The following is a 25,186-nucleotide window of genomic DNA, read 5'->3' as shown; positions in this document are numbered from 1 at the left end:
GGAAACCGCATCGCCGTTATCCATCCGCAAAGAGTTCGGTCGGGAGGCCCCGGAACCCCGGCCGACAGCGAAAGACGCCTCCCGCCTGCGGCTCGGTGACGCCATGCGCAGCCGACGTAATATACAGCGTCGAATAGTCCGCATCGCCGAAGGCGCACATGGTCGGCTGGCTGACCGGCAGCCGTATGTCGCGCTCCATCGTTCCGTCCGGCGCGAGGCGCGCGATGCGTCCACCGCCATAGAGCGCGCACCAGTAGAAGCCCTCGGTGTCTACCGCAGCCCCGTCCGGCTTTCCGTCGGAAGATCTGAATTGCGCGAAAATCCGCTGCCTTGAAAGGCCCGCGGTGTCGATGTCGAAATCGAAGACAGAGATCGTTCCTTTCTCGCTGTCGGAAAAATACATCATGCGCCAATCGGGGCTCCAGGCGAGCCCGTTTGCAATCACCGCGCGCACCTGCTTATCCTGCAAGCCTTCTCCGTGCGAAAATGCGTAGAGCGCCGGGCCCGCGAGATTCGCAGAGTGTCCATCTGGCGCACATAAAGGGTCGTTCATCGCGCCGATCCAGAATCGTCCCCGCGCGTCGCACTTGCCGTCGTTGAAGCGAAGCGCCAGCGGGTTGTAGGGGGCGGAAGACAATGGCTCTAATGCCTGCGACGCTGGGTCGAACCGCGCAAGCCCGGTGCGTAAGGCGACGATGATCGTCCCATTTCGGCAGAGCGCGAAGGCGCCGATTTCCGCCGGCATTTCCCAGACTTCGTCGAAGTTGTCGGCGGGGTTGAAGCGGTGCAGCGCAGGCTCTTCGATATCGATCCAGTAGAGCGCCTGCTCTCTTTCGCACCAGGTTGGGCTTTCGCCTGTGCTGGCCCGCGCGTCGACAGCGAGTTCGACCGGCGGCGTCACATTTTACTCCTGTCGCGCGATCGCGCACCGTTGCCGCGTCGCGAAGCGCCCCATAGAAGGCCAGCGACAAGCGCCAATCCCGCGAAGGCGGCGCCGCCGCGCAGATAGGCCGGATCGACCGCAACGACGCTATCCTTCGCCCGCCAGGCAAACCGGCCATGCGCGCCGTGGTCGCGATCATCCGGTCCGAGAAGCTCATCGGGATCTCCCGGACGCACTGGATCGCGAGAGATTTGTTTCTCGTATGCGTTATGCGCGAGGTAGCGGTCGAGCAGCCCCGGCGCAACCATGGCGCCGATGATCGACTCGATGGTCGGCGCGCCGAGCCACAATTCACGTCGCGCGCGTCCCGCGTGTACGGCCCCGACGATCTTTTCGGCGATCGCCTCCGGCTCGTAGACCGTGCCGATCGGCTGGTGGCGATAGGCCAGATGCATGTGCGACCAGTCGAACTGAGGCGTATTGACGCCCGGAAGCTGCGCCATTGTCAGACGAATGCCGCTACCATCGTGGATGAGTTCGGCGCGCAAAGAATCGGTGAACCCGCGTATTGCAAATTTGGCCGCACAATAGGCCGATTGCAGCGGGATGGCGCGATAGGCCAAAGCCGAGCCGATCTGGACGATGTGCCCCTCGTCGCGCGGGCGCATATGGCGCAACGCGGCGAGCGTGCCATGCACGACGCCGAGATAGGTCACTTCCGTGACGCGTCGGAACTCCTCGGGCGCAATGCTGTCGACGGGGCCGACGACCGTCTCCATCGCGTCATTGACCCACACATGGATGCGGCCCCATCTGGCGATCACTGCCTCGGCCGCGGCGAAGACCTCGGCCGCTTTCGCCACGTCGGTCACCAATTCGAATGGTTCGCCGCCGGCCTGCTTCACGTCATGGAGCGCCCCATCGAGACCCTCGGGGCTTCTTGCGAGAAGCGCGACACGATAGCCACGCCTTGCGAATGCAACAGCAATGGCGCGTCCAATCCCCGCCGACGCCCCAGTGACGACGGCCACAGGCTTTTGACGCTCGTGCTCGGCTAGGGTCATTCGGCGGTCCCCTTTGCAGGAAAACCACTAAATTGACAACGCGACGGTGTTCGGCAACCGCCGGGAGATCAGCGACTGACCCCTTTTTCAGTTTCGTTCAGTCGCTGTTCCGATGAAGCCGACGGTCGGGCGCATAGGGAGCGAGCGGAACCGTGAGGCAGACGCTCTGCACCGGCAGCACTTCGCGCCCGTCCTTGATCAACTACTTGTAGGCCTTGGCGACGGCTCTGGGATTGCGGTCGAGATCGTAAAGATCGAACGGCCAGGGCGGCCTCGCGGCTCTAGCAATGCAATGTCCCAGTCGACCTGATCGATGAGTGAGCACCAGGTGAACCCAACAATGGGAATGCCGCTGTTTCTCACGCGCAACACATTCGCCCATTCCTTGCGCAACCAGCGCGCAGCCTCGTAGCCGCGCTCGCCCTCGCAAGTGTTGGTTTCAATGTGCATGACAGCGTGCGGAAACGGCGAACCGGCTCGGGCAGAATGTCGAATCTGTTGCCGAGGATTTTTCGAAAGAGCGCGGTCATTGTTCAACTCCATCGCTTGAATTGCGAGGTGACTCAAGATTGCGGTCTCGCGACCATCAGCCAGATGGCCAGCTACGGCGAGCGATCGGTCAGAACGGCGCGCCCAAGAAGATCACGATCGACAAGTGTGGCGCCAACACCGCTGCAATCGAGAGCTACAACGCAGAGCACGAGGCGGACATCGAAATCCGGCGAAGGAAATATCTGAACAACATCGTCGAACAGGACCGCCGAGCGATCAAGCGGGTGGCGCGGCCGGCGCTCGGGTTCAAATCCTTTCGCTCGGCCGCGGCGACGCTCGCCGGCGTCGAGCTCATGCACATGATCCGAAAGGGGCAGTTGCAAACGACGGGCAAATTGTGCCCAGCAAAGCAGTTCTACGCACTCGCGGCGTAAGCCTCGAGAGGCCTGCTGTCGCGCGTCTCGCCGTTACTGCGACAGAACCATAACGGGCCTGGCCTTCCGGCAGGCGAGCGACAAAATGTCTTCAAGCGTTTCTACCGACTGGAAAGGCGCAGGGCTTCAGAGGGTCGCGGCCCCAACCATCCGGCAGTCAACGCGACGGGCCGCGACTTACCTCTTCTGGCGCCTTTAAAGAGCTGAACTGCCACAGCAGAAGCAGATCGTAAGTTATCTTGAGACCGCCGCATATGATGAGCGGAGCGCCAGCCCAAGGCGACGAAAATAGCCCTCCCGCGAGAGCGGGGCTAAGCGACGCCGCAAGGCTGCGGGGGACCGACGTGAAACTTGCCGCTGCGGTTCGTTCGTCTTCGCTGACCACTGCCATCACATATGACGAGCGCGCCGGAACGTCCATTTGCGAGAGCGCCGCCTGCAACAGCAAGAACCCGATCGTGACTCCGAGAGATTGAGACAGAGCCGCGGCGATAAGGCATAGGCTGGCCGGGATATGCGTAAAGACCATTGTGTTCACCAAGCCGAAACGCTTCGCAAGGCGTGACGCCACGGGATAGGAGAGCGAAGACAATATCCCCGATACGAAGAAGAAGGCGCTCGACGCCGAGAGCGACAGCCCCTTGTGAAAGAGCCAGAGCGCGAACAACGACTGGACCAAGAAGCCTCCGGCAAAGGCGTCGAGGCTAAAAAGCGCAGCCAGCTTGTAGACGATTTTGCGCGATGGGCCGAGAACGGGGGCATGCTCAGCTTGGGGCGTGGACGGAGATAATGGAAGGCGGCTGTAAAGCAAGCCGCCTGCCAGGCCGAGCACGGCGTAGGAAACGAACATCGCCCGGAGCCCCTCCAACTGCGACCATCCCATGCGCATCAGCAGATGGGGCGTTGCAGCCGCCAGTGCGCCCGCGGCGCCAGCCAATCCGCCAACGAGACTGTAACGCGCGAAAGCTTGCGTTCGGTCGGCATCCCCTGCTTCGCGTGCGAGAACGGCGTGCTCGACAGGCACGAAGAAACTTGCCGTGCTCGCCGAGGGGTTTACCGAACCCAAGAAGGCGACAAGGAGCAGGACAAGATAGGAGTGCGTCAATGAAAAGGCGACGCCGGTTAAGGTCATCAGCCCGGCAGTGAATATCAGCAGGTTGCGATGTTCATAACGGGCGCCCAGGACGCCGATTGCTAGAGTGAGCAGCGCAGAGCCGAACAGGGCCGTCCCGGCGAGCACGCCAATCTGGGACGAGGAATAGCCCAGCGCCGTCAGGTACACGGGCAGCAACACTGCGAAGAAACCGTCGCCGAAATCGCGGAGCCCGCGCGCCGCGACGAGTGACCGGAGCGGAGCCTTCATCGTCCCCTCGCAATGCTATCGCCATGTCGGCGCTTGCCCCGTATCCTCAAGATCGAAATCTCGCCCGGGAGGCGGGACGTCGGAGAAATAATAGGTCGTGTGCGCTGGGAAGACACGGTCAGCGTCGGGGAACGCCCGGTGGAAGATATCTCGCACTGCCTTGCGTATCGCTTCCTCGTTGGTCCCGTAGTGGAATGACAAGAGGCGCAGAAGGTAATCGAAGAATCCGCGCCCCATGAAGCGGTCGTAAATCAAGCTGTAAAATTGATCGATGGGGTGCACCTTGTCTGGCCGCCTGTCTATGTCGATGAACGGGTTCGGCAACCCCGCATTTTCGCGGGCGGCAAGGTCGACCCACACGTCGAAATCGCGGTGAACGATCCGGCGCGGCGCGAGCTTCTCGTCGACTTCGAGCAGAAGATTTTGGGCGTGGGACTGTAGGAGAAGCCCGCGCTCGTGCACGACCTTCGACCAGCATTCGATGATCGGCGCTATAATCTCATCGACGACAAAAGACGCGGGGTCGGCTTGATGATGGTCGATGAGCTGCACCAGCAAAGGCGCCTGTCCGGGGTCGCGCCGATCTCCCGCATAGAGCGCGAAGCAGGGTATGAGGAAACGTCCGCCGATCGGCGGATAGGCCGTTGCTTCCCGTAAGAGATAGCCCCACGCTTCCTCTCCGGCGCCAAAAATGACCCCCATGACCTCAGGCAGATAGGCAAACTTCGGTAAGTTTATGAATGCAAGCTCGCGCGTCGCGGCGACCGCGTTGTGGATGTCCTTGCGTCGGAGCTTTCGTTTGAAGCGGGAAATGTAGAAGGGATAATGGAGCTTGATGAAGTGGGTCGGAACGTTCTCGTCAGCTTCTAGAACCAACACCGTCCGAGTCGAAGCGGTGGGGGCGACGGGAATCGCAGGAGCCCGCGGCAGGGCGCGAATGTCGTCTAGCTCGGGGACCTCATCACTTCCCCAAGTCTCAGGGTGGATCGGGAAAAGGACACCTTCCGCTGTGAGGTAGCGCCTCGAAAGTCCCAAAGGACATCGAGCCTCATAGACCGAAACGCGTTCGGGAGGGACGAACACGGTAACGAGATCGAATGAGGCCTGCTCGCTTTCAGGACGATAGCAGGGCGCGGCTTCGGTTCGCGAGGCGAGGACGCTGTAGGTCTTCGCCCCTTCATCGACATATCTCTCCATGTAGAGGAGAGATCGCTCGCGCTTGACGTCGTCGAGCTTCACGGCGAACCTCTATTCTACGCGTCAGCTCCTCGGCGCCACATGCATGGTGTCGAGCCCCGCTCTCAAGGCATGAGCCAATTTCACAGCGTCGTCGTTGGCCCAGAAATGAACGAAGAAGAGCCTCGGCTCGTCGTCGAGCATATGGTTATGAAGCGCTGTCACCTCGATGGCGTTGGATTGCAGTGCTTTCAGGAGCGGTTCAACTTCCCTACCTTCCGCCACGAAATCCCCGCTGATCGCCGCTTTGCCGTCTCCGGTCGGTTCGAAGTTGATGGCGATAGCTGTCCCCATAGCTGGGGCGACCGCCATGCCGCCTGCCTTGATGCTGTCGGCCCTGGGGATGCTGAATTGATAAATGCCGCCGTTGTTTTTCCCTTGGGCGCCGAGCGCCTCATCCACTTGCGCCGTGTCGAACCCGAGCTTCGGAGGTTCGCCCGCAGGGCTGGCTGATGGCTCGAAGGGAGTCTTGCTCGCCGCGAGCGCCTCGCGAACGATCCCGGCCAGTTTGGCGGGATCGCCATTCGCGTCGATATGCATATAGTAGGTGGCGGGGCTCGCGCGCAGCAGGTGGTTATGTACGCCCGTCACTTTCACGCCATTCGCCAGCAAATCGCGCATGACCGGCGTCACCTCGGTTTCGGTAAGCACAAGGTCGCCCATCATCATGGCGGTATGGCCCGTGGGTTCGAATGCGATCCATCCGCCAAGCGCGAGGCCGGGTTTGACGACGACGCCATCGAGCGTGACGTGGAGATCGCTGCGCGGCAGGCCGTATTTATGCACCGTGCCGACGACCGCAGCCTTTTTGCCGATTGCAGAGTCAACTTGCGACCAATCCATTTCCGCTGAGAAAGCCGACGCGGGGATGAGTAGGCCGAGCGCCGCGACTGCCGTGAGCGCCTTTTTCATGGGTTTCTCCTTTTCGTTGATTGCCTAGATTGCCCCCGCGAGATACAGCCCCATCCCGCCTAAGCAGCAGGACGCGAGGGTTTGGAGCATTCCGATGCGAAACCGGAAGATCGCTATCGCGGCGCCAACCGAGAGAGCGAAGCTCCATGAATCCACGCTCCCCAGCACGGGCGCCTCAAACGACAGCCCGTAGCCATTCAGGGCGACAGTCCTGCGAAAGACCGTGTGGATCGCGAACCAGATGGCGAGGTTGAGGATAACACCCACCACGGCCGCTGTGATCGCGGCCAAAGCGCCCGAAAGCGCCTTGTTGGCGCGAACTCTTTCGATGTAGGGCGCGCCGAGGAATATCCAGAGGAAACAAGGAGCAAACGTCACCCAAGTGGCGAGCGAGCCGCCGAGTGCGCCGGCGAGCAATGGAGGTAAATCGCCCGGCGCGCGAAACGCCGCCATGAAGCCCACGAACTGCAACACCATGATGAGCGGGCCGGGCGTGGTTTCCGCCATGCCAAGCCCGTCGAGCATCTCCGCGGGCGTCAGCCAGCGATAGCTTTCGACAGCCTGCTGGGCGACATAGGCGAGGACCGCGTAAGCGCCGCCAAAAGTGACCACAGCCATTTTGCTGAAGAACACCGCGATTTGCGAAAAGACGCTTTCAGCGCCGCTGACGAATACGATCGCCGCGACAGGAACGAGCCAAAGCGCCAGCCAAATTGCGCTTACGCGCAGCGCGCGCTTCTTGGACGGCAGCGCGTGAGAGGGCGTGGCGTCGCCCAGAAGGCTTTCGCCATCCTCATGCGCCGAGCCATGCCCAGCGGCAGCGAAAGCAGGATTTCCGCGCGCCGCTTCGATGTAGCCGATCAGCGCCGCGGCAAGGATGATGAGCGGGAACGGCACGGCGAAGAAGAAAATGCCGACGAATGAAGCGGTGGCCAGAAGTCGCATCTGCAAGGTTTTGAGGCCGCGCCTGCCGATCCGAATAACCGCTTCGGCGACGACGGCGAGCACGGCAGCCTTCAACCCGAAGAACAGCCCCGCAACGATCCCGACATTCCCCCAGAGCGCGTAGACGATGCTGAGCGCCATGATCGAGATGACGCCGGGAAGGATGAACAGCCCGCCGGCGATCAAGCCGCCGAGGGTCCGGTGCATGAGCCAGCCGATGTAGGTGGCGAGCTGCTGACCCTCGGGACCAGGCAACAGCATGCAATAGTTGAGCGCGTGCAGGAAGCGGCTTTCCGGCACCCATTTCTTTTCCTCGACGATGATCCGGTGCATCACCGCAATCTGGCCCGCAGGTCCGCCGAAGCTCAGCAAAGCGACGCGCGCCCAAACGCGGAAGGCTTCACCTAGCGAAACGCCATGTTGGCTCGCAACGGTTTGGATATGCAGATTCACGGAGCTCTCCCTGACTTGGTCGCCGGCCAAGTGTGGGGTTCATCCGTCGCGTCTCTGCACCAACGATAAAAAGCGTCGTAAAGGGCCATCCCGGCTTCGAGCTGCTCGAGATCATCCGCGTACATGCGGGAGAGGCCGAGCGACGCCGCCAGCAGCCCTGCCGCCTCTGGGGCGAGACCAAGACGGGCCGTATCCGCGCCGCGAACGATCACGGCCAATCGTTGCAGAGGCTCTATCGCCAAGCCCCATTCCTCGATCATGGCGTCGAACGTGCAACGCTCGCCCCTATGACTCCAAAACACACCCTCCATATCGAAGGCCGCGCCCCCGAAACGCTCCGCTACTGCCGTCACCTCGGCCGGCGCGACAAACAGAAAGACGGCGTTAGGGTCGACGAAACGGCGGATAAGCCAAGGGCAAGCAATGCGATCGACTTTCGGACGGGAGCGCGTAACCCAGATCGTTCGCCCGAGAGCGTCCCGCTGAGGCAGCTTAGCCGCTTGGATGAGCGGGGCGTTGGCCTTGGCCCACGCCTCATGCCCGCCAGTCAAGATATCGGCGGACGTGGCGCCGGCATGGCGTAGCCAGGCGGCAACGCCTTCGCTGGCGTGCCGGCCCGTGCGATCAATGACGATGACCGCTTGCCCCACGAATTCGGAGGCCCAGTCTGCAACGGATTCGGCATGGCGACGTAGCGCGCCTGGGAGGAAGCGGGGATCGGCCTTGTAGTCCTGATCCGCCCGCACGTCGATGAGCGCGGGACAATGTGCGACTCCGATGAGACGCGCGAGCTTGTCTGGGGAGATCGAGTTGATTGACGACATAGTGCGCCCTTGGTGGAAAACCGGACGCGATTCTTGGGCATGTCGCCTCGTGGGGAGATCGCTTCCCCATGCGGCGACAATTTGCCGTCCCGCTACTAGAAGTCAAGTCCCTATCGTAATTCCACATCTTCGGCGCCGTCACTGCGACGGCTCTGGCGTCGACCTCCTGCAAGGATGCTGGGCATCGATTTTGCGGCCAAGATGATTGCCCGCGAGTTCGGGAAGCCGAGGCTCTATGTTCTCCACGCAAAGAAGCCCGATCGCACCAAGCAAATTGATCTGCGCCTGATTGTACTGGACCAACGCCGTTGCGTTTCTGAGGCGCGCTTGGTCGGCTGCGCCTTGGGCCTGAAGCACGTCGATCAAAAGGCCTGTGCCAGCCAGGAGATTTTGCTGCGTCAATCGCAGCGCCTCTTCTGCCGCCGAGCGATAGGCACGGACTTCTTGGCAAGCATATTCGCTTGATGGGCCATCACAACGGATGTCTGCACCTGCTCCAGTTGGCGATCCACATCGAGCGAGGCCATATTGACGTGAGCGGCCGCCTGATATTTCTGCTGCCGGTACATCGTATCTTTGGTCAGGATAGCCCCCGCAGGGGGGTAGCCCACCGCCGGCGAGGGTGGCGCGAAGGTGCGCGACGCCTGGATTTGAGGTCCTAACCCGCCCCAAACCGTGGCCATAGCGCCCGTCTTCGGCGCCAACATGATTGTGGAGTCGAGTTGGAGCGTTGTCGTCAGGGCGACGGACGCATGTAGAAGCCATTTAGTGCAATAATCAGGTCTTGCTTTCGCCCGGCGAGCGTAGCCTCCGCGCGCAATTCGTCAGCCGGCAACCCAGCTCCGGAGAGGATCACGATCGACAAGAGCGGCGCCAACACCGCAGCGATCGAAAGCTACAATGCAGAGCATGAAGCGGACATCGAAATCCAGCGTAACAAATATCTCAATAATATTGTCGAACAGGACCATCGAGCGGTGAAGCGAGTAACGCGGCCGATGTTGGGCTTCAAATCATTTCGATCGGCTGCTGCGACACTCTCGGGGATCGAGCTCATGCATATGATCCGAAAGGACCAGTTGCAGACCAGGGGCAAATTGCGTCCTGCGCAGCAGTTCTATGCCCTCGCGGCGTGAGCCACGTCACTCTCACACGCTCATCGCGTCCATAAACAAAGTTTGCGACAAAGCCTCCAACTTTGCTCAACCTACGTCCCAATGGCGCCGCTGGCGAGTATCAGAAACGGGAGGGCATCTCACTGTTCGTCACGTCAAGCGTCCTCTGGGCGCTCTATAGCTTTCTGCGGTCGCCGGACGATTACTGGGAGACGATCCTGACGGCAATTGCCGTCGGCGGCGACGTTGACGCCACAGCCGCCATGGCGGGCGCGATCGCCGGTGCTCGGCTCGGGCCGGCAGCAATTCCAACGCAACTCACGCCTCACATCCACGATCGAGGAACTTGGAAGGCCTCCGATACGGCGTGGGCGATGATTTGCGGCGGGAAGCGGTGGCGCTTGTAGCTCACGGGCGGTTGGGTCATGCCGGTCTTGTCGGGCCAAAAACGCTACCCAGTCGTTAACGTAACAACGCGCCTCGCTCTAGCTCCCTTAACGATTCCACCAGCCGCCGCCGAGCGCCATGAAGAGCGCCGCAGTGTCGGACAATCTTGTCGCCTCTGCCTGGACACGAGAGAGTGAGGCCAGCAGAAAGGTGCGCTGGGCGTTGAGCACAGCGATCTGCGAAACCTGACCATATCTGAGCTGCATGCGAACGATGTCGAGGCTTCGTTTTGCGGCGTCTTCTGCCTTGCGCGCGGTCGAGACGGCCTTTGCGTCGGATTGCAGCGAGCGCAATGCGTCTGCGACATTCTGGAATGCGTTGATGACCGTGCTGCGATATTGCGCGTCGGTTTGCTCCAACGCGGCCTCTGCGGCCTTCTGCTTGTTGAGCAGCGTCATGCCGTCGAAGATCGGCTGCGAGAGATTCGCCGCCGCCGTGTAGAGACCCGTGCCGGGGGCAAACAATTGTGCAACCTTGAAGGCGCTCGCCCCCACATTCGCGGAGAGAGTGATGTTCGGCAGGCGGTTGGCGGCGGCGACGCCGACCGCCGCCGAGGCAGCATGGAGGTTCGCCTCAGCCGCCATGATGTCGGGGCGCTGCGCGACGAGCTGTGACGGCAGGCTCACGGGAACAGTTGATGGCAGCGTGAAACGTGCGAGCTCGAATGTCTCGCCGGCCCCCTCGAACGACAGGCGGCCGGCAAGTGCGGTCAGAAGGTTTCGCTGGATGGCGAGCTGCTTCTCAAGCGGCGGGAGCGTCTGCTCGGCCTGCGCGAGCGCCGCCTCCTGGGCGATCACGTCCGCCTTTGCGATCGACCCGAAGGTATATTGCCGGTTCAGGATTTCAAGCGTTTCATGCAGAATCGTGATGATCGTGCGTGTCGCCTCGATCTGACCCCGGATTGCTGCTTCCTGAATGGCCGCCACGACGACGTTGGTCGTCAGCGCGAGATGGGCGGCCTCCAGCTGCCAGTTCTGCTGCGCGGTCTGCGCCACGAGGGACTCGACGGCGCGCGCGTTTCCACCCCAGACGTCGGGCGTGAAGCTGACGGTCAGTTGCTTCAGGAACAGGCCGTAGTTTGCGTTCGGCGTACTCTGCGGAATGTTGGGCACGGCCGCGCCAGTTGCGAGATTTGCCGGCGTTGGAAAGGACTGATTGAAGACCGTCTGATTGATAGAGTCTAGAGAGCGGTTATTCGACTGGAGATTGTTGCTGTCATTGGCGTTGAGAAACACCTGCGGGAAGAAGCCGCCTTTTTGCGCCTCGGCATTGTAATAAGCGACGCGCACGGCCGCCTCGGCGGCCTGTAGCGAGGGATTGTTTTGTAGCGCCTCCTTCACCAGCGCGTCGAGCGGCTTGGAGCGAAAGAGCGTCCACCATTGTGCGGGGATGTCCTGGCCCTGCGCGAAACGTTGCCCCTCGCCGGGTGACGCCGCGCGCTCGGGCGTGAAGCCGGGCGCTGCCGGCGCTGGTGGCGGCGCGAAGTCCGGGCCGACCGCGCAGGAGGATAGAGCGAGGCAAGCTGAGGCGAGCAGGCTCGCTCGGCGCACAGTCGCCGAAAATCGACGTGATCTGACGCAGTCGCGTGTCATTTCACGCGCTTTCCCGCGCGGCGGCGGCGGAAACTCGCGTCTCCATGAAACGCTCAATCACGAAATAAAGCGTCGGGAGAATGAAGAGCGTCAGCAGCGTTGCGACCAAGAGACCGCCAACGATGACCGTGCCGAGGCCGCGCTGGACGTCGCTGCCGACGCCCGTCGCAAGCGCCGCCGGGAGCATGCCGACGGCGGGGACGGTTGATGTGAGCAGCACCGATCTGAACCGATCGACTGCACCGTCGAGGACGCCGTCGCGCAGCGCTGAAAGCTCGTCACCGGTGACGTCATCGTTCGCCGTGGCGCCGATGCGGCGCGTCCGGACGGAGGAGACATGGACGGCTGTGAGGCGGTTGAGATGCGACACCATGATGACGCCGTTTTGCACGGCAACGCCAAAGAGGGCAAGAAAGCCGACACCCGTGGCCACATTCAGCGTTTCGCCCGTTTCGTGCAGGGCCAGCAGGCCGCCGAGCGCCGCGAGCGGGACGATGCCGAGAATGAGCGCCGCATTGCGGAGCTTTCCAAAGGCGAAATAGAGGATGAGCAACATGAGCACGAGCACGATGCCGACGATCGTCGTCAGGCGAGACTGGGCCCTTTGCGCATTCTCGAACTTGCCGCTCCAGACAACGCTGACGGAAGCGGGATCGTGGCGAACGACTTCGACCATCTTCTTCTGCGCCTCCGCCAGATAGGACGAGAGGTCACGATCGGCATAGTCGACACGCACTGTGAGAACGCGACGCGTCTTCTCATGAGAAATCGCGCTCTCGCCGTTCTGCAAGGAAATCTTCGCGATCTGCGACAGCGGGATTTGCGCGTTGCTCGTTGTCTTGACGAAAAGTTCGCTTAGCGACTCGGGGCTGTTGCGCGACTGCGGCGGGTAGCGCACCGTCACGTCGTAGGTGCGGTCGTTGACGTATATTTGGCCGATGGAAGCGCCGCCCACGCCGACCTGGATCAGGTTGGAGACGTCGGAGACGTTGATGCCATAACGGGCGGCGGCGGCGCGGTCTATGAGAAAGGCGATCTGCGGAATCGGCGGCTCCTGCACGATCGACGACTGCGTCGTTCCGGGAACCTGCCGCAACACCTCGACAATCCCGTTGGCGATGCGGCGCGTCTCCTTCAGATCCTCGCCGAAGACTTTGACGACGAGCGCGCTGTGCGCGCCGCTCACCAGTTCGTTGACATTGTCGATGATCGGCTGGCTGACGCTTATCTCCATGCCCGGCAGTTCGGCGAGCCGCTGGGTCAGGCGCCGGACAAGTTTTTCCTTCGTTTCTCCCGCCGGCCACTGGTCGTAAGGCTTCAACCCGATCGGCGCCTCGATGTGGCTCATGGTCCAGGGATCGGTGCGGTCGTCGTTGCGGCCGATCTGCGTGATCGAATAGGACACCTCGGGAAACTCGAGAACGGCGCGGCGCAAGTCACTCGCCATTTCATTCGCCTTCTCGAAGGAGATGCCGCTCGGCAATTGCACCTGCAACCAGAGCGAACCCTCGTCGAGATTGGGCAGAAAGTCGCGGCCGATGGTCGCCCCGGCCACGACGAAACCGCCGATGGCGACGGCCGTGGCCATATAGACCGCGCGCGGCGTCTCCAGACAAAAATGCAGCGCCTTACGGTAGCTCTCCTCCATTCGCGCTAGCACGACGTTGTGAAAGGGCTTCGAGGGCCTGCGCAGGGCGAGATAGCCGAGGCTCGGAACCAGCATCAGCGTGTAGAGAAGCGCGCCGAACAGCGCATAGACGATCGTATAGGCCACAGGCGAAAAGAGCCGCGCCTCGACGCGCTCTAGGCCGAGAAGCGGCACGTAAGACACGATGATGATGATCGTGGCGAAGAAGATGGGCTTGATGATCTGCCCGACGACGAATTGCACGTCGACAACTTCGAGTTCGCGGCCGGGATTGTGTTCCCGCAGCCGCAGGATGGCTTCCGTCACGATGATGGCGCCGTCGACGATGATGCCGAAATCGATAGAGCCGAGCGACAGCAGATTGGCCGGAAGCCGCGTGAAATTCATGAAGATGAAGGCGATCAAAAGCGAGACGGGGATCGTCAGGGCGACGACGATTGCGCTACGTGGGCTGCCGAGGAAGGCGATCAACACGACGATGACGAGAACAACGCCCTCGACCACCGTGTGCCCAACCTTTGAAACCGTGGCCTCCACAAGCTCGTTGCGGTCCATGTAGGGAATGATCGCGACGCCTTGCGCCGCGAGTTGCGCGTTAAGCTCGTCCACACGGGCGTGGAGCGCTTTCAGCACCTGGGAGGCGTTTTCGCCCTTCAGCATTTGCACGACGCCCTGGATCGCGTCGGGGTTGTGGTCCTTCCCGAGCATCCCCTCGCGTTCCTGGTGGCTGTAGCGCGGAACGCCCACGTCGCGCGTCAGAACGGGAACGCCGCCATGCTCGGCGATGACGATGTTGCCGAGATCCTCCTTGTTGCGAATGAGGCCGATGCTGCGGATGACATAGGACTGCTCGCCGCGGGTAATGCGGCTGCCGCCGGCGCTGGCGCTATTCGCAACAATGGCGCTGGTGATGTCGCCAAGACCAAGGCCGTAGCGCTCTAACCCGACCGGATCAATTTCGAGCTGGAACTGGCGGGTGAGGCCGCCGAAATTGGCGACGCTCGCGACACCCGGCACCTGATTGAGCGCGGGCACGACCATCCAGCGCTGAATCTCGGACAGTTCTTCGAGATTCTTGACGTCCGACTCGAGCGTGTAACGCAGGATTTCGCCGGTGGGTCCGGTTAATGGCCCAAGGACGGGCTGGATATTGGACGGAAGCGAGACCTGGGCGATGCGTTCCAGAACGCGCTGGCGCGCCCAGTAATCCTCGACGCCGTCCTTGAACACCATCGTGACGAGCGACAGGGCGAAGGTGCTGGTCGAGCGGATGGTGAAGAGGCCCGGCGTGCTCGCCAGCGCGCGCTCCAGCGGAATGGTGATCTGCTGCTCGACTTCCTCCGCCGCAAGACCTGTGGCCTTGGATGAGACGATGACCGTGACGTCGCCGATCTCCGGATAGGCTTCGACGTTCAGCCGCGTCCAGGAATAGAGTCCGTAGCCGCAGACGATGATCGTGACGAGCATGACGATCAGGCGGCGCCGGAGGGAGATTTCGACGATACGCTCAATCATTGAGAAGAATGCCGCCACGCACGACGATGCGTTGTCCCGCCTCGAGCCCGCGAACGATCGTCGCGCCCTCGTAATCGGACTCGGTCACGACCGGCTTGCGCTGGAAGGTCCAGGGGGCGGTCTCGACGAAAACGCTCGTCGTGTCGTTGACCATGAACAGCGCAGACGACGGCACGAGAACCTGCTGCGTCGCCGGCGCAAAAAAGCGCACCGTCGCAAACATGTTCAGCTTGAAAATGGCATAGGGGTTTTCGAAGGAGATGCGCACCTTGTTGCGCCGCGTGTCGGCTTCAAGGAGCTGGCTGATGATCTGCACCCGGCCGGAGTACACCTCTCCCGGATAGGCGAGAAGCGAAACCTCCACCCGCTCGTCCTTCTGAACGAACGAGAGATCCTTTTCCTGGACGCTTGCCGTCACCCAGACCTTCGCGAGGTTCGAGACCGTCATCATCGACTCGGTCGCGTTGTCGATGAAGTCGCCGGGCGCGGTTTCGAGCGCCGTGATCGTGCCGTCGATGGGCGCGGTAAGGACGATCTTTCGTTGCCCGGAAACTTGGCCGCTGTCGCCGATCACCTCAAGCCGCGCCTCGGCGCGTTTGAGCTCCGTCGTGGCCTGGCGGTAATCGTTCTGGGCCTGTTCCAGTTCACGCAGCGCGAGGCCGCCCGCCTTGTTCAGGCCGACCGCCCTTTCCATGGCGCTTTTCGTGAGCTTGACCGTCGCCCGCGCTTTTTCCGCATCAGCGACTGCTTGCGCGAGGTCGCCGGAGTCGATCGTGGCGAGCGGCTGACCCTTCTTGACGTTGTCGCCAAGCTCGACGTTGAGTTCGCCCACGCGCCCGGTCACCGGCGCGAGAATCCTCACAGTCCGGGCAGGATCGGCTTCCACCGTCCCGGTGACCACGCGGCTGCGGCTTATTGTCTTGACTTCGACGGGAGCGACGGCGATCCGCCCCCTGAGAGGCGAGCCCTCCAGCACAAAGATCGCGCCTCCTCGGCGCACCGTCGGCGCGTGGCTGTCCCGCGCGCTGGGACCGGCTGGCGTCCCGCCACCAGAGAGCGCTCTGGCGCCAAAGAAAGCCGACGCGAGGGCGAGCACAATCCCCGCCGGCAGCAGAAGCCTGCCACGTGACGATAACTTGAGTTTTTCGGGAAGCGCAATCAATAGCTTTGTCTTGCCGCCAGATATTATTTCGAGCATCGGGCGCCTGCGCTCGCCTTCGTCAACTGAACCGGTTTCGATCAATCCATTATCCATGACGAGATCATGACATTCCAGTCAGATTTGTTTCTCGATTGTGGCGCGAGGCTGTCGTCACGGATTTCCACTCTGCCATCGCCCCGAGAGCCGTTCTGATCGACGGCGCGCCAGAGATAGCGCTTCTCACCGTTGATCGAGACGACCACCTCATCGAGATACCAGACGTCGCGCCGACCCGGCTTTTTGCGCTTCAGGCGGCGGGCATAATCGGGTCCGAATTTCATGGTCCCGCGGCGGATGGTTTCGTAGGAGAGAACGATCCCGCGTTCGAGCAGCATCTCCTCGACAAGACGTAGGCTGAGCGGGAACCGGAAGTAGAGCCAGACGGCGTGGGCGATGATTTGCGGCGGGAAGCGGTGGCGCTTGTAGCTCACGGGCGGTTGGTCATGCCGGTCTTGTCGGGCCAAAAACGCTACCCAGTCGTTAACGTGACAACGCCCGCGAATGATCTCGGCATAGCCGGCCCTGTCGCCGCTGAGGCCCAGCAGCTCCCCGGCGCGTTCGACATCGTCATGGTCGCCCGTGAACCGCGGCGCCCCGAACAAGCGAAACAGCGCGTGCAGGCGCCCGGCGGGGCTGAGCGCCGCCCCTGGGGCGGCGAGCAGCAGCGCGTCGCGCAAAGCCGCGTCATCCTCGCGCAGACGCGCGCCGGCGCGCAACGGGCCGCGGCGGCGAGGGCCTGGCGCGCGCGCAAGACGCCGAGGAACGGCGCCGCCGCCCCCTGCCCGCTTGTGACGACGGCGTGGAGCGCGGCGAGACTAGCGCCGGCGAGGACGGCGGCCGCGACGTCGGACATGCCGTCGAGCGCGGGGAGGGAAGCGCGCGCCCATTTCGGAAAGGCGTTTGCCGGCAAAGCGTCGCGCCCCGCCTCGTTTGCCTCGGCGGCGGGTTTTTTGCGCGGATGGTGAGCGAGCGGGACGAGGGCGATCATGGGGTCACCGCACGATTTGTTCAAAATTGCACGCTAAGCCGCTTGGGATAGGAACGCAGCGGGAATGTCGCGCAGGGTTCGGAAGCCGGTAGCGCTGTTGCCGTCGCTCCAGACGTAATCTCCCGTCAGCGCGATGTGCTCCCAGCCGAGCGGAGCGACGTGGGCGAGGAGATCGCCGGGAATGGCGACGCCTGAGCGCGCAGATGCTGGACGGCGCGATCGAGATAGACGGTGTTCCAGTGGACGATCGCGGCGGTGACGAGGCTGAGGCCCGAGAACGACGGCGCAGGCAAGCACCATCGCCTCGACCAGTCCCGACATCGTGGCGAGCGCTGTCTGGCGTTGCTCTACTTTCGAATGGGCAGGAATGATGCTTGTCAAAACGTCAACCAATATCTCCAAGCCGCCCGTAAAGGAGCTGCGCAGCGGCCGATTGTTCTGTCGTGTGGCGTCCACGGCCAAAGCCGCGTAAACGCGCATCCCCGGCCGGGATTGTCGCGATGCTCGCCCGACGGTTAACGGCTCAAGAAGATCGATAACATCTCATCGTTGCCTTCAACGAGCAGCGCCTGCCATCTCTCGGCGGTCTCTGCGAACACCCCGCTCGCAAGCTTCGACCGCCATCATCTGAGCCCATCGGCGGCCCAAAATCACCACGCCGAAGTATGCGAGAGCCAAGCCAATCGAATGCGCTGCAAAGGAAGGCCATCAAAAGAGCAGTCAGGCCCTTTCTCAAGTTTCAGCGTCGACGTCATCAAACTCTGGCGTCTCCGGCTCTTCGTCCTCGTCAGCCCCTCCATCCACCCCCAACGCGTCATCGAGCGCCGCGTCGACGCCCGCGTCCGGCTCAGACCGCGTTAGCCCGCCTGCCTCCAGCGCTTCGAGGTCCGGCAAATCACGCAGACTGTCCAGCGCGAAGATTTCGAGGAAGCGCTTGGTCGTCACCCAGGCGATCGGCGCGCCGGGCGCCGGGGCGCGCGGTCCGGCGTCGATGACGCCGCAGCTCTTCAGCCGGCCGATGACGGCGCGGCTGACCTCGCGCCCGGCAAAGCGGGAAAGCTCCGCCCGCGTGACCGGCTGCAGATAGGCGATGGCCGAGAGCGCGATCATCTCGAGCTTGGTGAATTCCGGCGCCCCGGCGTCTTTGGAGCCCTCGATCGAGCGCAACGCGGCAGCGTGGCGCGGCCGCGTGCGGAACTGCCAGCCGCCGGCGACGCGGACGATCTCGTAAGGGCGCGCGCGCAGTTCGGCGTCGATGTCGGCGAGAAGATCGTCGAGCCGGCAGGCGGCGCCGACGAGCTGCGCCAGCGTCTCGCGCGGGACGGGCGCCGGGGAGGCGAAGATCGCCGCCTCGACGCGGCCCATCCATTCGCGCCAGCGTAACGCCTCGGGGAGTTCTGCGAGCTCCTGGTCGAGTTCCGTGGGCTGGCTGCGGCGGCGGCTCATGGGCGCCCGCCCGCCGGACGCGACGCGCGAAGCGCTCCGCACGAGCGCCGATTGGCGCGGGTCCATCGTGGTTTGCTCATCACAGTCCGTAGATCCTGAAAGTTTCGCGCCCGGTCAGCTCGCGCGCGCCGCCCAGTTCAACGAGCCGTTCAAAGAGCCGCCGGGCGGCGCGATCGGACATCCCGGCCGCCCGCGCCGCGGCCGCGGGGGTGACGCCGTCGTCGGCGAGCAGCAGCGCGACGACGCGGCCGGCGAGCTTGGCGCGCAGTTTCGGCAGGACGGCGACCAGCATCGACGCGCGGCGCTGGAGATCGACGGCGGCCAAATGCGCGTCCGCGGCGGCCAGCGCATAGGCGCGCAGCGCCGCGCTCGGCCACGCCGCGTCGCCCGGACGCAGGCGCCGCCCCGTCGCGTCGCGCCTCTCATCGACACGGGCGGCGAGCAAGGCGAGCGGTCGATCCCAGCCGAGACGTTTTGCCAGCACGAGGTCGGCCGCCCAGAGCGCCAGGAGTTCGGCGGTCTCGGCGCGCGCGCCGTCCGCCTCTGCCCGGCGCGCGATCGCCTGCGCCGCGGCGAGCGCTTGCCCGAGCGGCTCGCCCACGCCGGCGATGTGTGCGGCGACGATCTCGGCATAGCGCGCCGTGTCGCCGGCGAGGGCCAGCAGCGCCCCGGCGCGTTCGACATCGTCATGGTCGCCCGTGAACCGCGGCGCCCCGAACAGGCGAAACAGCGCGTGCAGGCGCCCGGCGGGGCTGAGCGCCGCCCCTGGGGCGGCGAACAGCAGCGCGTCGCGCAAAGCGGCGTCATCCTCGCGCAGACACGCCGCTGGCGCGCAATGCGCCGCCGCGGCGAGGGCCTGGCGCGCGCGCAAGACGCCCAGGAACGGCGGCGCCTCGCCCTGCCCGCTCGTGACGACGGCGTCGAGCGCGGTGAGACTGGCGCCGGCGAGGACGGCGGCCTCGACGTCGGACAGGCTGTCGAGCGCGCGGAGAGGCGCGCGCGCCCATTTCGGAAAGGCGTTTGCCGGCAAAGCCTTCGCGACGCCGGGCGCCTCGGCGGCGGCGGATTTCTTGCGGGGACGGTGAGCGAGCGGCGCGAGGGCGGTCATGAGGGCGCAACAAGGAGAATCGGCTCGCATGAGCCTAGCCGACTGCGGCGCTTATGCAAACTATGTCGGCCAGAAACCGCCGCTCTTGTCTTGTCCTATCTATGTCCGATAATGTGCGCTTATCGGACATGAAGCGAGGTCCTCGGGTTTCAGGGCCGGAAGACCGCATTTGGGCCTTTCGGAGCCGGCCGAGGCGTCGGAATTTTACGCCCAAACCACGCCCAGCCCTTAGACCAGGGGCAAACGAGGACGCGATGGCCAAGATCGACGATAATCAGAAGGCGGACGACCACGACGGCGCGCCGCTCGCCGAGCGGGCCCCCTCGCCCCATCTTGCCACGCTTTCGGAAAAAGCCCGCGATTACGCCCGCGCCGCCCGCTCGGAGAACACGAGGCGCGCCTATGACGCCGATTGGCGTTCGTTCGCCTCCTGGCTTCGCCGCCAGGGGCTCGCCCCCCTGCCCCCGGACCCGCAAATCGTCGGCCTGTACCTCGCCGCCTGTATGGAGGGCTCGCCGGGCCGTGAGCCCCTCAGCGTAGCGTCGCTCGAGCGCCGACTTTCCGGCGTCTGCTGGCGCTATCGCCAGCTCGGCGCGCCCCTCGACGCCTCGGATCGGCATATTGCGACGGTGCTCGCCGGCATTCGCCGGACCCACGGCCGCCCGCCGGTCCAAAAGCAAGCGATCTTCGCCGACGAGCTGCTCGTCATGCTCGCCGTCCTCGACAACGATCTACGCGGACTGCGCGACAAGGCCATTCTCGCCATCGGCTTCGCCGGCGGCCTGCGCCGCTCGGAAATCGTCGGGCTCGATTGCGGCCCCGGCCAGACCGAAGACGGGACCGGTTGGATCGAGGTTTTTCGTCCAGCGAACAGCAGCGCCGGGGAATCGCCAGAGACGCGCGCTTCAGACGCCTCCGGCGAGGGCGGCCTGCTGCTCACCATCAACGGCAAGACCGGCTGGCGCGAGGTCGAAATCGGCCGTGGCTCCTCTCCCCTCACCTGCCCCGTCGCCATGCTGGAGACCTGGCTGAGGCTCGGACGGATCAGTCACGGGCCAGTGTTTCGTCCCGTCGCCCGCAAAAATGGCGGCGTCTCGCCGGAGCGCCTGACCGATAAACATGTCGCGCGGCTCGTGCAGAAAACCGCCCTCGCCGCTGGCCTGCGCGGCGATCTCCCCGAGGGCGAGCGCCGCCTGGCTTTTTCCGGCCATTCACTCCGCGCCGGTCTCGCGAGTTCGGCCCGGATCGAGGAGGCCCATGTGCAAAAACACCTCGGCCACGCCTCCCCGGAAATGACCCGCCGCTACCAACGCAAGCGCGACCGCTTCAAGGTCAATCTCACCAAAGCCTCGGGATTGTGAATCCTCTCGCGAGCGCCTCGCGCATTCGAGGCTTAAATTCGTTGGCGTCACATGGGCCGTAGCGATCGTGAAGCCAGCAACGGCGCGCGATACGCACTCGCTCCAAGATTGAGCAAGCCGCAGGCCTTCCTTCGCCGAAAGGTTCTCGCCGTCAGCACCATGCACGCTTCCGGCCGGACAACCGGCGACGCGCTCACGAGCGCAAGTTTCAAACACATTCTCCAACGCTGCGATAATGGTCCGCTTGTTTTCGGATGCCGAGCGAAGCTCGACCGGCTCGGGCAATCGTCAAAGCGCCAAGTGGCCTCGGAATGTCACCCTGCCCTTTTTCGCTCCCGCGCTGTTTTCCCAGCCTTTCCGCGCAGCAGCGCCATCAGCACTGGCCCGAGGGAGAATTCCCCTGCCCGCGCCTTGGCCGTCAAAACGCGCAAATAGCCGCCTGCAGATTTGATTTCGTCGCCCCGCTGAAGGATCGCGGCGATAACGATCGCAGCGTCATGCTCGCCCAAAACATCGAGCGCCTGCGACCAGGCGTCTGGCGAAACGCCTAAGGCCGACCGCACGATGGCGGACGCGTCCACCAAGTCGCGCCAACAAGAAATCTCACCGTCCTTGGCGTAATCGACGATGTCCGGGCAGGCTTGCAGCACCATTCCGAGCGGGTAAGCGCGCGGCGCGACGGCGGCACGGGCTTCGAGTTTAGGATCGGGTAGCTTTCCTCCCAAATCTCCTGCCCTATCGCCTTCCGTGTCTTCGACGATTGGCCCGAGCGGTTCGACCCTGCCTTCTTGAAGGCGAGGTTCAAGATCAGAAATGTTTGTGGTTTGATTCTGTATGTGACGCTCAGTCTGAGACTCATTGCCGCTTGTTTTTTGGCGTTTCACATGGGTTTCCAGATTGTTGGTGATTTCCCCGGCAAGCTCCGCCAGTTCCGTAGCCAAAGCCTCCAACCCTGCCCGCGTCATCTTGCGCGCCAAGCGGTCGGAAAGCGCTCGATAATCGCCGTGGCGGGCCTCCCAATCGCCGGGAACGCCCTCCGCAATGCCGGTCTCGATCATCTTGACGATGTCGCGCCGAGTGAGCGTGATTTTTTCGCGCAACAGGGCGATGGCGCGGTTCTCCGCGCGCACCTCTTCGGCGAGATTTTCGATTTCGTTGGCGCGGGCAATCAACGGCGTCAGGTCGAAACCGAAGGACTCCTCTATCGCGCCGCCTTCCCCGCGTCTCGCGAACCGTTTACCGTTCGGCGAGTCGCGCCGGATGATCAGGCCGGCCTCTACGAGCGAGGCAAGATGCCGCCGCAGAGTCGCCGGCGCCATGCCGTGGGCGCGGATCGAAAGTTCTTTGTTGGATGGGAAAACAACGACGCCAGGCGCGAGGGGAACAGTCCCCTCCTCCGCAGCGGCCTTCGTCCCGCCCTTGGGCAGAGTCAGCGCGGTTTCCTGGTGGAAGCTCAGCAGGGCATGAAGCACCGACAGCGCGCGATCAGTGACGCCGAGCGGGCTCTTAGCTTCTGTGAGTGAGCGAAACAGCCGCCATTTATGGACAGCCGTCTCCGATGCGTCGGGTTGGGCGACAAAATCCCGTGTCGCCGCTTGCGCCGCCACCATGGCAAGCGACAACGATCGCCGCCCAAAGGGCGTCGTTGAATATGTGCGCATGATCTTTTGCCTCGTTTAGGCAAAAGAAATCAGCTCGCCAAAACGGCGCCGACACTTGACAGCGATTCGCGGAAGTGGGATTCTCTAGGTGCTACTCTATGAGAAGGGCTTCCGGGCGGTGACGTTTCGGGGGCCTTTTTCTTTCGCTGGTTCCTTTTCTTTCCTGATATTCCTACGCAACGATCCGCTACTCACGACTTGTGCGGAATTCCTCATACAGATCGCTCAGGCGCCTGGCGACGTAAGCCCCGAAATCGGGCTCTATTTTCTCGTCGAAGCGCAATATGGTCGCCTTGGGATCCCGACTGATGCGCGCCAAAGGCGCGCCATCGGGGCGTTTCCATATCTCGTCGCGCGTCGTCTTGGACGCCTTTTCCATCGCCGCCGCGAACGCCTTCAGAAATCGGGCGTCGGAGTCCGCCGGCAAATTTGCGTCGGAAAGAACCGCCTCGACACGCGCGAGCGTTTTTCGCCCGTGCAAAAGCTCGGCGAGTTGCAGCCATCGTCGCCGTCCAGCTTTCGGCGCCGGTCCGATCGCTCGAACGACTGCATCGGGCAGGGCCCGCGCGGCTGTGATCAGCTTCGAAAGCTCGGTTTTGTCGGTGGAGAGCGCCGCCATAATCACGCTGCGGTCGTGCCCGCTGTCCTCAAGGGATCGAGCAAAAACGGCGCGCTCGATAAAAGAGAGATCGCGCCGCGCGGAATTCTCGATGCCTTGGGCGATAACGAGCTGCCGGTCATCGAGGTTGCGCACGACGGCTTTGATCTTGATCCCGAGGTCTTGCGCGGCCTTCAATCGCCTATGCCCATAGGCCGCCTGATAGCCGCCGCTACGCGTTGGATGGGGCCTCACGAGAATAGGGACTTCCTGACCGTGGGCCCGAAGCGATTCCTTGAGCGTCTGAAACTCGGGATCGTCGAGACCGGAAAATCTGTCTTTGACAAAAGAAACGTCGACGCTTTGGGGGTCCAATTCGACCACCGCCGAGCCGGTGGCGAGCGCCTCCTGGAGCGTCCGGGATTCTTCCGCCATCCGATCAAGCGTCAAGCTCATCGTTCGCACCGGCCCCGCCAGAACCCTGTCGTTGCTTTGCGGGGCAGGGCGGTCGGATGAGTTGGCCGCGGCCAACTTGTCCTCGAGGAGCGAGGTCAAAATGTTCCGTCGGCTCATGGAATCCGCCCCCAGGTTTTGAGAATGAGCCCGAGAATTTCGCTATTGACCGCTTCCAGAGACTCGATGGCGCGGTCGTAAGTCGCACGCCCGATCGATCCACGCTCGAGCTCGTAAAGCGATTGCTTGGTAAGCCCCGCATCCGCAATGGCCGTCGATTTCCACGCCGAGGCGGCGAGAACCTCCTCGCCGAAAAGGCTCCGAAGCAGCGCTACGACCTGCGACTGCGGCCCGTCATGCGGCTCGTGTCGCGTGATGACGTAGCGAATAAAGTCGTGACGGAGATCGCCGGCCGCTTTTCGCACCACCGACATCAAATCGGACGCCATCAGCAGAAACTGCGACATAGACGCGACGTCGACCATTTGCGGATGAACCGTAATCAGAAGCGCTGTCGCCGCACAAAGCGCGCCGAGCGTCAGATAGCCGAGCTGGGGCGGGCAATCGACGACAACGATATCGTAGTCGGCTTCGACTTCAGCGAGAGCATTCCCGACGCGCTCGAAGAACATGCCGCCGGGCAGCCGCGTCCCAAGGGCCAAGGCGCGCGGCGTTTCGTGCTCGAACTCCATGAGCTCGAGATTGCCGGGAATGAGGTCCAGGCCGTCGAAATAGGTCTTGCGAACGCAATCTCTGACCGAACGTCGGGCCCCGTCATATCGGATGGCGCCATAAAGCGTGTCCCCTTCCGCGAGGTCGAATTCCGGCTGCAATCCGAGCAGGGCGGACAGGGATGCCTGAGGATCGAGATCGACGGCAAGCACCCGGAAGCCCGACATCGCCAGATATTGCGCAAGATACAGACACGTCGTCGTTTTTGCCGACCCGCCCTTGAAATTGACGCAGGCGATGGTCTGCATTTTCTCGCCCGGTCGGCGATGCGGCAACACGGACAGCGCATCGCGCGGTTTGACCCTGGCTATATGCGTGCGTAGCTCGTTAATCTGTGCGAGCGTGTAAGAGCGCCGTCCCGAAGCGCTTATTTCAGGCGCGGGGCCGATTCCGTCGAGAGAGAGCTGTCGAAGATATCCGTCTGACACGTGCAAAAGTTTCGCAGCTTCCCCCGATGAGAAGGATCGGAGCGACTTGTGACTGTCAGGGGGAAAAAGTCGTGTGCCAAGGGCCTGAAGCTGTTCGGATAAAAGGCGCGCATGCGCGGAGATCCGCGCATCGGAAGTTGCCGTCGCCTCGTTTATCTGCGCACCCACGATTTTTTCCTGCGATACGATTTGAAAGCGCAAATTCGCCTTGGTCCGTATCAGGACCACGATTCGGCGCCTGTGCGCAACGAATTTTAGGTAAACGAGACGTTAACGCCGAATTTCGG

Annotated in this window: 17 protein-coding genes and 6 pseudogenes; 5 read left to right on the top strand and 18 right to left on the bottom strand. The window is 63.1% G+C overall.

All coding sequences use genetic code 11. The features are described 5' to 3' along the window. Nucleotides 1-16: 16 nt before the first annotated feature. Together QNA11_RS19100 and QNA11_RS19095 are read right to left on the bottom strand one after the other, a co-directional pair. Nucleotides 17-901 (bottom strand): SMP-30/gluconolactonase/LRE family protein, encoded by an 885-nt coding sequence (locus QNA11_RS19100; protein WP_283484362.1) that lies wholly within the window; start codon nucleotides 899-901, stop codon nucleotides 17-19. Next, nucleotides 898-1,947, bottom strand: coding sequence for an SDR family oxidoreductase (locus tag QNA11_RS19095; protein WP_283484361.1), 1,050 nt, complete (start codon nucleotides 1,945-1,947; stop codon nucleotides 898-900). Before QNA11_RS19095 ends, QNA11_RS19100 begins: the two co-directional genes overlap by 4 nt. A 605-nt stretch (nucleotides 1,948-2,552) precedes the next feature. Here QNA11_RS19095 and QNA11_RS19085 point away from each other — a divergent pair. Next, nucleotides 2,553-2,873: pseudogene (locus tag QNA11_RS19085) on the top strand (DDE-type integrase/transposase/recombinase); the annotation flags it as partial. Nucleotides 2,874-3,030: 157 nt separating this feature from the next. On the opposite strand, the gene QNA11_RS19080 reads toward QNA11_RS19085, so the two are convergent. From QNA11_RS19080 to QNA11_RS19060, 5 genes are read right to left on the bottom strand one after another with little or no spacing between them, the layout of a single operon-like run. Further along, nucleotides 3,031-4,236: an MFS transporter gene (locus QNA11_RS19080; RefSeq protein ID WP_283484360.1), complete on the bottom strand. Its 1,206-nt coding sequence runs from the start codon at nucleotides 4,234-4,236 to the stop codon at nucleotides 3,031-3,033. 15 nt (nucleotides 4,237-4,251) lie between these two features. Next, the gene (locus QNA11_RS19075) at nucleotides 4,252-5,475 is read right to left on the bottom strand and encodes an IucA/IucC family protein (RefSeq protein ID WP_283484359.1); all 1,224 of its coding nucleotides are present in this window, start codon (nucleotides 5,473-5,475) and stop codon (nucleotides 4,252-4,254) included. Nucleotides 5,476-5,496: 21 nt separating this feature from the next. Further along, nucleotides 5,497-6,384 (bottom strand): DUF1259 domain-containing protein, encoded by an 888-nt coding sequence (locus QNA11_RS19070; protein WP_283484358.1) that lies wholly within the window; start codon nucleotides 6,382-6,384, stop codon nucleotides 5,497-5,499. Nucleotides 6,385-6,408: 24 nt separating this feature from the next. Continuing rightward, on the bottom strand, nucleotides 6,409-7,782 hold the full coding sequence (gene chrA, locus QNA11_RS19065) for a chromate efflux transporter (RefSeq protein WP_283484357.1): 1,374 nt from the start codon (nucleotides 7,780-7,782) through the stop codon (nucleotides 6,409-6,411). Further along, nucleotides 7,779-8,606: a chromate resistance protein ChrB domain-containing protein gene (locus tag QNA11_RS19060; RefSeq protein WP_283484356.1), complete on the bottom strand. Its 828-nt coding sequence runs from the start codon at nucleotides 8,604-8,606 to the stop codon at nucleotides 7,779-7,781. The genes chrA and QNA11_RS19060 overlap by 4 nt, the downstream gene beginning before the upstream one ends. 174 nt (nucleotides 8,607-8,780) lie before the next feature. Here QNA11_RS19060 and QNA11_RS19055 point away from each other — a divergent pair, with 174 nt between their 5' ends. The 3 genes and pseudogenes from QNA11_RS19055 to QNA11_RS20810 form a co-directional block, all read left to right on the top strand. Then, nucleotides 8,781-9,071: a hypothetical protein gene (locus QNA11_RS19055; RefSeq protein WP_283484355.1), complete on the top strand. Its 291-nt coding sequence runs from the start codon at nucleotides 8,781-8,783 to the stop codon at nucleotides 9,069-9,071. 377 nt (nucleotides 9,072-9,448) lie between these two features. Beyond that, nucleotides 9,449-9,742 (top strand): annotated as a pseudogene (locus tag QNA11_RS19050) (DDE-type integrase/transposase/recombinase); the annotation flags it as partial. 62 nt (nucleotides 9,743-9,804) lie between these two features. After that, nucleotides 9,805-10,002 (top strand): annotated as a pseudogene (locus QNA11_RS20810) (ADP-ribosylglycohydrolase family protein); the annotation flags it as partial. Nucleotides 10,003-10,055: 53 nt separating this feature from the next. On the opposite strand, the pseudogene QNA11_RS20805 reads toward QNA11_RS20810, so the two are convergent. The 8 genes and pseudogenes from QNA11_RS20805 to QNA11_RS19015 all read right to left on the bottom strand — a co-directional run. Continuing rightward, nucleotides 10,056-10,148 (bottom strand): annotated as a pseudogene (locus QNA11_RS20805) (IS6 family transposase); the annotation flags it as partial. Between the two features lie 67 nt (nucleotides 10,149-10,215). Further along, nucleotides 10,216-11,760, bottom strand: coding sequence for an efflux transporter outer membrane subunit (locus QNA11_RS19045; protein ID WP_283484354.1), 1,545 nt, complete (start codon nucleotides 11,758-11,760; stop codon nucleotides 10,216-10,218). A 1-nt stretch (nucleotide 11,761) separates the two neighbouring features. Next, nucleotides 11,762-14,923: an efflux RND transporter permease subunit gene (locus QNA11_RS19040; protein WP_281932430.1), complete on the bottom strand. Its 3,162-nt coding sequence runs from the start codon at nucleotides 14,921-14,923 to the stop codon at nucleotides 11,762-11,764. Beyond that, on the bottom strand, nucleotides 14,916-16,178 hold the full coding sequence (locus QNA11_RS19035; protein WP_283484353.1) for an efflux RND transporter periplasmic adaptor subunit: 1,263 nt from the start codon (nucleotides 16,176-16,178) through the stop codon (nucleotides 14,916-14,918). Before QNA11_RS19035 ends, QNA11_RS19040 begins: the two co-directional genes overlap by 8 nt. A gap of 44 nt (nucleotides 16,179-16,222) precedes the next feature. Then, nucleotides 16,223-16,588, bottom strand: a pseudogene (locus QNA11_RS19030) (IS6 family transposase); the annotation flags it as partial. A 557-nt stretch (nucleotides 16,589-17,145) separates the two neighbouring features. Beyond that, nucleotides 17,146-17,387 (bottom strand): annotated as a pseudogene (locus QNA11_RS19025) (Tn3 family transposase); the annotation flags it as partial. 457 nt (nucleotides 17,388-17,844) lie between these two features. Further along, nucleotides 17,845-18,558, bottom strand: coding sequence for an SMC-Scp complex subunit ScpB (gene scpB / locus QNA11_RS19020; protein WP_283484352.1), 714 nt, complete (start codon nucleotides 18,556-18,558; stop codon nucleotides 17,845-17,847). 79 nt (nucleotides 18,559-18,637) lie between these two features. Next, on the bottom strand, nucleotides 18,638-19,666 hold the full coding sequence (locus QNA11_RS19015; protein ID WP_283484351.1) for a DUF1403 family protein: 1,029 nt from the start codon (nucleotides 19,664-19,666) through the stop codon (nucleotides 18,638-18,640). A gap of 254 nt (nucleotides 19,667-19,920) precedes the next feature. Between QNA11_RS19015 and QNA11_RS19010 the strand changes: the two genes are divergently transcribed. Next, on the top strand, nucleotides 19,921-21,027 hold the full coding sequence (locus tag QNA11_RS19010) for a tyrosine-type recombinase/integrase (RefSeq protein WP_283484350.1): 1,107 nt from the start codon (nucleotides 19,921-19,923) through the stop codon (nucleotides 21,025-21,027). Nucleotides 21,028-21,341: 314 nt separating this feature from the next. On the opposite strand, the gene repC is transcribed toward QNA11_RS19010, so the two are convergent. From repC to repA, 3 genes are all read right to left on the bottom strand, one after another. Next, a complete protein-coding gene (gene repC / locus QNA11_RS19005; RefSeq protein WP_283484349.1) occupies nucleotides 21,342-22,688 on the bottom strand; it encodes a plasmid replication protein RepC in 1,347 nt (448 codons plus the stop codon). Nucleotides 22,689-22,875: 187 nt separating this feature from the next. Further along, nucleotides 22,876-23,859 (bottom strand): plasmid partitioning protein RepB, encoded by a 984-nt coding sequence (gene repB, locus QNA11_RS19000; protein ID WP_283484348.1) that lies wholly within the window; start codon nucleotides 23,857-23,859, stop codon nucleotides 22,876-22,878. Then, nucleotides 23,856-25,055 carry a plasmid partitioning protein RepA gene (repA, locus tag QNA11_RS18995; protein WP_502867581.1) on the bottom strand — a complete coding sequence of 400 codons (1,200 nt, stop codon included), beginning with the start codon at nucleotides 25,053-25,055 and terminating at the stop codon, nucleotides 23,856-23,858. The genes repB and repA overlap by 4 nt, the downstream gene beginning before the upstream one ends. Between the last annotated feature and the right edge of the window lie 131 nt (nucleotides 25,056-25,186).

Source organism: Methylocystis sp. JR02, assembly GCF_030063565.1.
Classification (GTDB): domain Bacteria; phylum Pseudomonadota; class Alphaproteobacteria; order Rhizobiales; family Beijerinckiaceae; genus Methylocystis; species Methylocystis iwaonis.
The sequence above is the reverse complement of the archived record's forward strand: the minus strand, read 5'-3'. Positions and strand labels throughout refer to the sequence as shown.